The sequence below is a fragment of the Limnohabitans sp. genome, from assembly GCF_031539105.1.
Classification (GTDB): Bacteria; Pseudomonadota; Gammaproteobacteria; order Burkholderiales; family Burkholderiaceae_C; genus Limnohabitans.
The window spans coordinates 1-10220 of sequence record NZ_JAVKLM010000025.1 but is presented as its reverse complement, the minus strand read 5'-3'; the positions used below and the strand labels follow the sequence as shown (position 1 = coordinate 10220).

Genomic DNA, 10220 nt, shown 5'->3' with positions numbered 1-10220 from the left:
TTCAAGACCAGGACGTTGATAGGTCAGGTGTGGAAGCGTAGTAATACGTTAAGCTAACTGATACTAATTGCTCGTGCGACTTGACCCTATAACTTTGATCCAATGTGATCAAGGAAGTTATGCCAAGTGACGCATTCAAAAACAAAATCTGATATCTCTCTATGAATTCGTTGCCTTGATTTGATCAAGGTGACAACAAGTTATGCCTGATGACCATAGCAAGTTGGTACCACTCCTTCCCATCTCGAACAGGACCGTGAAACGACTTAGCGCCGATGATAGTGCGGGTTCCCGTGTGAAAGTAGGACATCGTCAGGCTATTACAGCCTCAGAAACCCCCACTCGTTTGAGTGGGGGTTTTTGTTTTTTAGGTTTCTATTAATTTATATTTGTAATATTGCTTCCCTCGATCAAGCACGCATTACTTTTCTCTAAGCTTTTACAAGAATCGTAAAACCACACGTCGAAGCTCTTTGTCTTTGAGTATTTCCCAAACAAAATCTGTAAATATTGGACCGATTGCGCCCACGCTAAAAAGTCAGCATAAGACGTTTTTTGAAGTTCCAACAACTTAAATTTCAAAAGTACTTTTGCCGCATAGCTAGCATGCTTCTCGGGTGAACTTTTGAATTGTGTCAGTCGACTTTTTGCCCTACTAAGCGCTGCTGTTACATCACTGAATGCGCAACCATGACCAGGCAACACCAGTTGAGGCTTTAATTTCTCGATGGTTTCTAGAGTAGATGCAACTTCATCGAATGCAGCTAATCCTTCAATTTCGGGAAACACCACGCCAAATCCATTTTCCCAAAGCGCGTCTGCAGATATCAAAATCCGATCTTGCTCATTAAATATGACTACTGAATGAGGGTCGTGACCAGGCGCTGAATGAATACGCCAGGTTTTGTCTGAAACCACAAATGCATCTCCATTCTGAAGTAAATCAGTACGTGTGAATGGCGGGCAGTGCTGTCCAGTAGGGGTGTATGTCAATGCAGCGGCGTCCCATTGATCTACATAAGCAGCATGCCCAGGCGGAATGTAAGTTCTTAAACTTGGAAAAAACGATTGCAAATAAGAATTACCGCCACAGTGGTCGCTATGCAAATGTGTATTCACAAGTGCTGTGAGAGCTGCTCCACCTAGTACAGAGGTAAGCAATGCATAGGTTTGCTCGGCATGCGTCCAATAACCTGTGTCGACCAAAATAGCCTGCTCAGCATCTTGAATCAAGACATTATTGGATGACAGCCAACCTCTTTCAAAAAATGTGATGCCGCTAGGTAGGGTTGTCATAGTGAGTAATTGACTAGAAAATTGAATTGCGTCGAAGCATACATTCTGGCAGTACATGCTGGATTTACAAGCGCACCGAAATGCAACGACAAGGTCGATAAATGAGTGACATGAGTTTTGGCGCATTAGAGCGCCGCACCTATTCATGTCAGCAATAAGAAAGAATGAGGGAAAACCCTTAAAATCTAAAGCATGACGCTAGTACAGACTCTTGCTAAAACTACCCTGGAAGGGGGGAAACAAATGCTCCGCTTCACTGGTGTATCTCAAGAGAGTTTTCGTAAGACAGAAGGTGTGCTGATTCCGATCGCACCACTTGACACAGCACATGTTCCTCAAATTCTTGCGCATTTACTGTCTTTGTCTGTGCATGACCGTTACTTGCGCTTTGGCTACACAGCCACAGACGAGCACATTCAACGCTACGTGAGCGGCTTGAATTTTGAGCGTGACGAAATTTATGGCATTTTTAATGCAGAACTTCACATCATTGCGATGGCGCATTTGGCGCTGATCAAAGACGCAGGACGTGAATTTAGTTCCGAATTTGGTGTTTCAGTTGCATCGTATGCGCGTGGCCGTGGCTACGGGGCCAGACTATTCGAACGCGCAGTTATCCATGCGCGCAACGAAAAGGTATATCAGATGTACATCCATGCCTTGAGCGAAAACGCACCCATGATTCGAATTGCTCGCAAAGGCGGTGCAAAAATTGAGCGCGATGGCTCTGAAACAGAGGCATTTTTGCGATTGCCAAAGCGCGATCTAGACAGTCGAATCAGCGAATTGGTTGCAGATCAATATGCCAAAACCAACTACAACATCAAAGAAGATGCCAAACGCTTCTGGAGTTTCTTAGCCAAAGTGCAAGAAATCCGTCAAGGCGTGCGAGAGACGCGGCACCAATCTGCCGAATAAGACGGTCGCATGGGCTATGCTTAAGCCTTGTCAGACTCTAGCAGCACCGCTGCAACACTGTGATACCCCCGCATTCCCGAGAAGCAGAAAAGCAAGACCAGCGTAGCTATTGGCAACGTTTGGTTGAGTTCATACACCCAGGTCCCGATTCGCGCGAAGAACTTTTAGATGCGCTCTCAGACGCAGAAGACAACCAAGTCATTGGCGCCGAAAGTCGTCTCATGCTGGAAGGCGTGTTGCGCATGGCAGACCTCACCGCTGGCGAAGTGATGGTTGCCGCGCCGCGCATGGACTTGATCAACTTAGATGCGCCCGCCGAAGACAGTTTGCATCAAGTCATCGATACAGGGCACTCCCGATTTCCAGTGTACGAGGGCGAGCGCGATAACTTGGTTGGAATTCTGCTGGCTAAGGATTTACTAAAGTTACAACGCGCCCCGTCGCTCAACATCCGCACTTTGCTTCGGCCACCTGTTTTCGTGCCAGAGAGCAAAGGTCTCAACGATTTATTGCGCGAATTCCGCAACACACGTAACCATATGGCATTGGTGGTTGATGAGTTTGGTCGCATCGCTGGCTTGATCACGATTGAAGACGTGTTGGAGCAAATCGTCGGTGACATCGAAGATGAATTCGACAGCCAAGAAGATGTGGGCGATATTTTTGCACTCGCAGACCAAACGTACCGAGTGAGCGGTGATGCTTCGCTGGAGCGCGTGGGCGAAGCGTTTGGCACGCATCTCGAAGTCACTGCCGCGGAAGCGTCAGACGACACAAACTTCGACACCATTGGTGGATTCATCGCGCACGCAATGGGCCATGTGCCACGCCGTGGTGAACATTTTGAAATCAACAAGCTGCGCTTTGAGGTGTTGCACACCCGCGGCGGTGCCGTCAAGTGGTTTAAGGTTTACCCCGCGCCTCTGGACAAAACACCACAGTAAGGCATGGACAAGCGACAACCTGTCTACAAGCCATGGGCGCTTCCAATAAAGCTCGCGGCAATGTTGTTGGCCGTAGGCTTGTTACATGCGTTGTCGCTTGCAGTGCCATTTGAGGGCACCTTAAAAGGTGAGCCCTTAGGCTGGTTGCAACTCTTAAGTTTGGCCGTGTTGGCTGGCATCTTGGACCGCACGCATTCAAGTAAGCAGGCATTCACAACAGGATGGCTGTTTGGTGTTGCCTGGTTAATCGGCAGCACTTGGTGGTTGTTCATATCAATGAATACGTATGGTGGTTTGCCTGCGGCTCTGGCAGCAGCAGCAGTGGCACTATTGGCGGCTGGTTTGGCGGTAATCTACGGTGCGGCTTGTGCCGTGTTTCATGCCGTCAGCAAATCAGGCGTGGGCGTCATCGGACGTGCAAGTGCATTCGCCGCCGCCTGGGCCTTGGCTGAGATGGTGCGCGGCACTATCTTGACTGGATTTCCGTGGGGTGCAGCGGGTTACGCACATGTGGACAGCGTGTTGCAGCACTGGGCGCCGTGGGTGGGCGTTTATGGCTTGTGCGCCTTGTCTGCCTTTATCGCGATGGCTGTTAGCGCACAGCGAAAAAATTACAGAAAACCGACACGCGCCAGTCAATTAGGCGTTGTGGTGATGCTTGGCGTACTGAGTTACACCTGGTTCACATCACCCAGCAGAAGCGTTACAGGTGGCAACCGAGCTGCGAAGCCAATCACCGTGACGTTGTTGCAGGGCAATATTCCTCAAGATTTGAAATTCGGTGATGGCGTCAACCGTGCATTGCGCGACTACCGCGAGGCGCTACTGACCAGTACCAGCGACCTAACGGTCACGCCCGAAACTGCCATTCCGTTGATTCAGCAACAAATGCCGGAGCGCTATTGGGGCATGCTGGAAACATACTTTTCCAAAGGCACACAAGCGGCGCTCATTGGCTTGCCTTTGGCCACGCGTAGCGAGCAGGGTCAACTGCAATACAGCAACTCAGTCGTTGCTTTGATGCCACAAGCCACGCCTGCCTCGACCGCGAGCTACCAATACAACAAACACCATCTTGTGCCATTCGGCGAGTTCGTGCCTCCCTTCTTCCAATGGTTTGTGCGCCTCATGAACATTCCCTTGGGGGAATTCACCCGCGGAGAAGTGGCGCAACCCAACTTGCACCTCAAGGGCGAGCGCATCGCCCCCAACATTTGTTATGAAGACTTGTTCGGCGAAGAACTGGCTCGCAGCTTTGCCAATCCAGATGACGCGCCAACCTTGATGGTCAACCTCAGCAACATTGCTTGGTTTGGCGATACCGTGGCCATTGACCAGCATTTGAATATCTCACGGATGCGAGCCCTAGAACTAGGCCGCCCCATGTTGCGGGCCACTAACACGGGGGCTACAGCCATCATCAACGCGCAGGGGGAGGTCACACATCGCTTGCCGAGCTCAGTGCAGGGAGCACTGACTGCCGAGGTGTATGGCGAACATGGTCCCGTCACACCCTACGCCTGTTGGGTCTCGGCTTGGGGGCTTTGGCCGCTGGCGATCTTGGCTGTGCTGACCTTATTGGTCGCCGCCTTGATGGTGCACGCATCTAGGCACGATCAAAGGCGTTTCGGCACGTAAAATCAAGGGTTGCGGGCGTCTTGACCCGCAGCCTAATTTGCCCGCTTCTGCAGGCCACTTTGCATGCTGACTTTTCAACAAATCATTCTCAAACTCCAGTCCTACTGGGCCGAGCAAGGCTGCGCCTTGTTGCAACCCATCGACATGGAGGTCGGTGCAGGCACTTCGCACACCGCCACCTTCTTGCGCGCCTTGGGCCCAGAGCCTTGGAAGGCCTCCTATGTACAACCTAGCCGCCGCCCCAAAGACGGCCGCTACGGCGAGAACCCCAACCGCTTGCAGCACTACTACCAATATCAAGTGGTGTTGAAGCCCGCGCCCAGCAACATCTTGGAGCTGTACTTAGGCTCACTTGAAGCCCTCGGCTTTGACCTCAAGAAAAACGACATTCGCTTCGTCGAAGACGATTGGGAAAACCCAACCTTGGGTGCTTGGGGCCTAGGGTGGGAAGTTTGGCTCAACGGCATGGAAGTCACGCAGTTCACTTACTTCCAACAAGTTGGCGGCATTGATTGCAAACCCATCACTGGCGAAATCACCTATGGCCTCGAGCGCTTGGCCATGTATTTGCAAGGCGTGGACAACGTCTACAACCTGCAATGGACCGACGGCTTGACGTATGGCGACGTCTACAAGCAAAACGAGGTAGAGCAATCCACCTACAACTTTGAGCACAGCGATGCTGAGTTCTTGTTCACCGCCTTTGGTGCGCACGAAAAAAAAGCGCAGCATTTGATCGCTGTCCAGCTCGCGTTGCCCGCCTATGAGCAAGTACTCAAAGCCGCGCACACCTTCAACATGTTGGACGCGCGTGGCGCCATCAGCGTGACCGAGCGTGCTGCCTACATCGGCCGCATCCGTAACTTGGCGCGTGCCGTGGCACAAAGCTATTACGAAAGCCGCGAGCGTTTGGGCTTCCCGATGGCTCCGCGCGAGTGGGTAGAACAAATGTCAAAGAAGACCGCTTGAGCGTAGGACACAAGAACATGACCACACACAACCTACTCATCGAACTCTTCGTGGAAGAGCTGCCTCCTAAAGCTTTGCAAAAACTGGGCGACGCTTTTTCAGGCGTGCTGTTTGAGCAACTCAAAGCCCAAGGCTTAACGGCGGCCAATTCCGCGGTCACTGCCTACGCCTCACCACGCCGTTTGGCTGCACACATCACCGCCGTGGCTGCACTGGCTGCTGACAAAGCCGTGCAACAAAAGCTCATGCCAGTCACCGTGGGCTTGGATGCCAATGGCAACGCCACCCCCGCTTTGCTGAAAAAGCTGCAAGCCTTGGGCGCAGCTCCCGATGCGGTGGCGCAACTCAAACGCGCACCCGATGGCAAAGCTGAAGCTTTGTTCTACGACAGCATCGTCAAGGGTGCGAGCTTGGTTGATGGCTTGCAAAAAGCCTTGAGCGAAGCCATCGCCAAATTGCCGATCCCGAAAGTGATGAGCTACCAGTTGGAGACCGACTGTGAGTTGCCAGGCTGGAGCAGCGTCAACTTTGTGCGCCCCGCGCACAGCTTGGTGGCCTTGCACGGCAGTGCCGTGGTGCCCGTCAAAGCTTTGGGTTTGACCGCTGGCAACAGCACACAAGGCCACCGGTTTGAAGCCCGCGTGTCGCCCGTGGTGTTGACCGATGCCGACGTTTACGCCGACACGCTTGCTAAAGACGGCGCTGTGATTGCCAGCTTCACCGAGCGTCGTGCTGAGATCGCACGTCAACTCGAAGCCGCCGCCGCGAAGGTTGGTGGTGGAGTCAAGGCGATTGAAGACGCAGCATTGTTAGACGAAGTAACAGCCTTGGTCGAACGCCCCAACGTGTTGGTGTGCGAGTTTGAACAACAGTTCCTCGACGTGCCACAAGAGTGCCTCATCCTCACGATGAAGGCCAACCAAAAATACTTCCCGCTGCTTGATACAGCGGGCAAGCTGACCAACAAGTTCTTGGTGGTCAGCAACATCACACCGGACGATGCGTCTGCAGTGATTGGCGGCAACGAGCGCGTGGTGCGCCCCCGTTTGGCCGATGCCAAATTCTTCTTTGACCAAGACCGCAAAAAGACACTCGCGTCGCGCGTGGATGGTTTGGCTAAGGTCGTGTATCACAACAAACTCGGCACACAAGGCGAGCGCACCGACCGCGTGCGCGCCATCGCCCAAGGTATTGCTGCCTTGTTGCCGCAAGCCAAAGACGCAAGCTTCGTGCAGGCCGTTGACGCGGCAGCCCAACTGGCCAAAACCGATTTGCTGACCGACATGGTGGGTGAGTTCCCAGAGTTGCAAGGCATCATGGGCGGCTACTACGCGCGTCACGATGGTTTGAGTGACGATGTGGCGCAAGCCATCGAAGACCACTACAAGCCTCGTTTCGCAGGCGACGCATTGCCACGCAATACCGTGGGTGTGGTGGTGGCGTTGGCCGACAAGTTAGAGACCTTGGTGGGTATGTTCGGCATTGGCAATTTGCCAACGGGTGACAAAGACCCGTTTGCTTTGCGTCGTCACGCTTTGGGCGTTGTGCGCATGCTGAGCGAAGCCAATTTGGATGTTGGCTTGGATGCCTTGGTTGCGCAAGCCATACCCGCCTTCGGCGACAAAATCACAGACCCTGCGGCTGCATTGACTTCGTTCATCTATGACCGTCTCTCTGGCGGCCTGCGCGAGCAAGGCTACTCCGCCCAAGAAGTTGAGGCTGTGTTGGCGCTGCGCCCACAGCGTTTGAGCGATGTGGGCAAGCGTCTCACCGCTGTGCGCGCCTTCGCTGCATTGCCTGAAAGCCCAGCCTTGGCTGCGGCCAACAAGCGCATCGGCAACGTGCTCAAAAAAGCAGGCGAGGTTGACGCGCATGTGAACACCGCCTTGTTCAAAGAAGATGCTGAGCAAGCGCTATACGCCATCATGCAAAAGTTGTTGCCCGAGTCCGAGGCGCAGTTCAATTCCGGTGACTACACCGCCTCATTGCAAACCTTGGCCACTTTGCGTTCGCCCGTGGATGCGTTCTTTGACGATGTCATGGTCAACGCCGAAGAGATGGATTTGCGCTTGAACCGCCAAGGCATGCTGAAGAAGCTGCACGAAGCCATGAACCGCGTGGCCGATTTGTCTGCCCTTGCTTCTTAAACCCGAAGTTCAGCCATGCAAACCAAACTCGTCATCCTCGACCGCGACGGCACCATCAACTGTGACAGCGACGACTACGTCAAGTCGGCTGATGAATGGATTCCTTTGCCAGGCGCGCTCGAGGCGATTGCGCGTTTGAACCATGCTGGCTGGCGCGTGGTGGTGGCATCTAACCAATCTGGCTTGGGCCGTGGTTTATTTGATGTTGCTGCTTTGAACGCCATGCACACCAAGATGCACAAGCTCTTGGCAGCTGTGGGTGGTCGTATTGACGCTGTGTTTTATTGCCCGCACAGCCCAGAGGAAACGTGCAACTGCCGCAAGCCCTTACCCGGCTTGTTTGAGCAAATTGGCGAGCGCTACGGCATGGACCTCAAAGGCGTGCACACCGTGGGCGATTCGCTGCGCGACTTGCAAGCTGCTGCCGCCGTGGGTTGTACCACGCACTTGGTACACACCGGTAAAGGTGAAAAGCTTTTGGGTCTACCCCTGCCTGTCGACTTTCCGCAGGGCACTTTCGTGCATGCGGATCTGGCTGCATTTGCCGAGTGGTTGCTTGCGCAGCCTGATGTCGCCTCTAAACACAAAGCTGGGGTATCTGCATGATGGCGCTACTTCGCTCCACGCTGCACATGGCGTTCATGTTCGTTACCGTCATTCCCTACACCTTGCTCATCTTGCTGGCGCGTTTGTTGGGTGCCAAGGGCAATGTGCGTTACGCCTTTGCACAAAAGTGGCTCACGCTCAGCATCGATGCTGCACGCGTCCTCATGGGCATTCGCTACCAAGTGCAAGGCCAAGAAAACTTGCCTGTGGGTGAAACCAGCCCCGCCATTTTGTTGGTGAAGCATCAGTCCACCTACGAGACGTTTTTGATGCCGGCCATCATGCCGCACCCCTTGGCCTATGTCTTCAAAAAAGAGCTGCTATACGTGCCGTTCTTTGGTTGGTCCATTGGCAGTTTGGACATGATTCACATCGACCGCAGTCAACGTGCCAAAGCCTTTGCCAAAGTGGTGGAGCAGGGGCAGGCTTTGTTGGACAAAGGTGTGTGGGTCATCATGTTTCCCGAAGGCACACGCATTCCTCGTGGCGAGCGTGGCAGCTACAAAACAGGTGGCACACGTTTGGCTGTCGCCACGGGCGCACCTGTCATTCCTGTGGCGGTCACATCCGCCAAATGCTGGCCCCGCAAAGCCTTTATCAAACACCCGGGCGTGGTGGATGTGTCGATCGGCAAGCCCATTTCCAGCGAAGGCCGTGATGCCGATGAACTGATGCGCGAAGTCGAAACGTGGATCGAAGCCGAAATGCACCGCCTCGACCCCGAGGCCTACGTCGGCAAACCTTGAGCCCACGCGCATGAGCCGCTTCTTGCAACTCGTGCTCGACATGTTCGATGGGGCGCCCGCCAGCCAAGCACCTCTTCGGCCAAAGCCTCGCGCCCTGCATGGCCCTCATTTACCTTCAGAGCCTTTGGGCCAGGTGTTGCCCAAAGCCCATTACGCGCACCCTCGCGCCACGCGTCGCATCCAGCTGGGCAACACCGACGTGGCTTATGCCTTCAAACGCGGCAAGCGCCGCACCATTGGCATGGCCATTGGTCCTGATGGCTTAGAAGTCAGTGCACCGCGTTGGGTCTCGGTGGGTGAGGTGGAATCAGCCCTGCGAGAAAAATCTGATTGGATCGCCCGCAAACTGGTGGAGATGCAAGAGCGTCAGCAGCAACTGGGTGCCGCCCGCATCGTGTGGGCTGACGGGGTGGTGTTGCCGTACTTGGGCGACCAGTTGCAAGTGGTGCTTGACTCGTCCAGTGCACTCAAGAAAAACAGTGCCCAGTTTGAATCAGCGCAACAAGGCCCAGAGCCTTTGCGCCAAACCTTGCGCCTAGGTCTGCCGCTCAACGCCGAGCCCTCACAAATTCGCGATGCTGTTCAAGCTTGGTTGATGCGCCAAGCCAAGGCCTTGTTTGTCGAGCGGCTCAACCACTTCGCACCGCAGCTCGGCGTGCAGTGGCAACGCGTGTCGCTCAGCAGTGCGGCCACGCGTTGGGGAAGCGCCAGTGCCAATGGTGCGATTCGTCTGAACTGGCGGCTGATACACCACAAACGCGAGGTGATCGACTACGTCGTGGCGCATGAACTCAGCCATTTACGCGTCATGGACCACAGCCCGCGCTTTTGGGAAACAGTGCAAAGCGTCATGCCCGACTATGACCAGCGCCGGCGCATTCTTAAGGATGAACCCTTACCTCCGTGGTCTTGAGCTGGTTTTTGGAGATTTCCCGTCATAATTGACGTTTACGTAA

Annotated in this window: 9 protein-coding genes and 2 rRNA genes; 10 read left to right on the top strand and 1 reads right to left on the bottom strand. The window is 54.1% G+C overall.

Features of this window, described 5'->3' with window-relative positions; translation table 11 throughout:
* Both RMR24_RS07690 and rrf read left to right on the top strand, forming a co-directional pair.
* Nucleotides 1–88: ribosomal RNA gene (locus tag RMR24_RS07690) — 23S ribosomal RNA — on the top strand; the annotation flags it as partial.
* Nucleotides 89–205: 117 nt separating this feature from the next.
* Nucleotides 206–318: ribosomal RNA gene (gene rrf / locus RMR24_RS07685) — 5S ribosomal RNA — on the top strand.
* A gap of 60 nt (nucleotides 319–378) precedes the next feature.
* Here rrf and RMR24_RS07680 read toward each other — a convergent pair.
* On the bottom strand, nucleotides 379–1296 hold the full coding sequence (locus tag RMR24_RS07680) for an MBL fold metallo-hydrolase (RefSeq protein ID WP_310614495.1): 918 nt from the start codon (nucleotides 1294–1296) through the stop codon (nucleotides 379–381).
* A 243-nt stretch (nucleotides 1297–1539) separates the two neighbouring features.
* Between RMR24_RS07680 and RMR24_RS07675 the strand changes: the two genes are divergently transcribed.
* The 8 genes from RMR24_RS07675 to RMR24_RS07640 all read left to right on the top strand — a co-directional run bounded on the left by RMR24_RS07675 (nucleotide 1540) and on the right by RMR24_RS07640 (nucleotide 10177).
* Nucleotides 1540–2214 (top strand): GNAT family N-acetyltransferase, encoded by a 675-nt coding sequence (locus tag RMR24_RS07675; protein ID WP_310614494.1) that lies wholly within the window; start codon nucleotides 1540–1542, stop codon nucleotides 2212–2214.
* Between the two features lie 59 nt (nucleotides 2215–2273).
* Nucleotides 2274–3158 carry a CBS domain-containing protein gene (locus RMR24_RS07670; protein WP_310614493.1) on the top strand — a complete coding sequence of 295 codons (885 nt, stop codon included), beginning with the start codon at nucleotides 2274–2276 and terminating at the stop codon, nucleotides 3156–3158.
* Between the two features lie 3 nt (nucleotides 3159–3161).
* On the top strand, nucleotides 3162–4796 hold the full coding sequence (gene lnt, locus RMR24_RS07665) for an apolipoprotein N-acyltransferase (protein ID WP_310614492.1): 1635 nt from the start codon (nucleotides 3162–3164) through the stop codon (nucleotides 4794–4796).
* A gap of 63 nt (nucleotides 4797–4859) precedes the next feature.
* Nucleotides 4860–5765 carry a glycine--tRNA ligase subunit alpha gene (gene glyQ / locus RMR24_RS07660; RefSeq protein WP_310614491.1) on the top strand — a complete coding sequence of 302 codons (906 nt, stop codon included), beginning with the start codon at nucleotides 4860–4862 and terminating at the stop codon, nucleotides 5763–5765.
* 17 nt (nucleotides 5766–5782) lie between these two features.
* Nucleotides 5783–7912, top strand: a complete 2130-nt coding sequence (gene glyS, locus RMR24_RS07655; protein WP_310614490.1) for a glycine--tRNA ligase subunit beta — start codon at nucleotides 5783–5785, stop codon at nucleotides 7910–7912.
* A gap of 15 nt (nucleotides 7913–7927) precedes the next feature.
* Nucleotides 7928–8518: a D-glycero-beta-D-manno-heptose 1,7-bisphosphate 7-phosphatase gene (gene gmhB, locus RMR24_RS07650; protein WP_310614489.1), complete on the top strand. Its 591-nt coding sequence runs from the start codon at nucleotides 7928–7930 to the stop codon at nucleotides 8516–8518.
* Nucleotides 8518–9264 (top strand): lysophospholipid acyltransferase family protein, encoded by a 747-nt coding sequence (locus RMR24_RS07645; RefSeq protein WP_310614496.1) that lies wholly within the window; start codon nucleotides 8518–8520, stop codon nucleotides 9262–9264. The genes gmhB and RMR24_RS07645 overlap by 1 nt, the downstream gene beginning before the upstream one ends.
* Before the next feature lie 10 nt (nucleotides 9265–9274).
* The gene (locus RMR24_RS07640) at nucleotides 9275–10177 is read left to right on the top strand and encodes a SprT family zinc-dependent metalloprotease (RefSeq protein ID WP_310614488.1); all 903 of its coding nucleotides are present in this window, start codon (nucleotides 9275–9277) and stop codon (nucleotides 10175–10177) included.
* Nucleotides 10178–10220 lie beyond the last annotated feature (43 nt).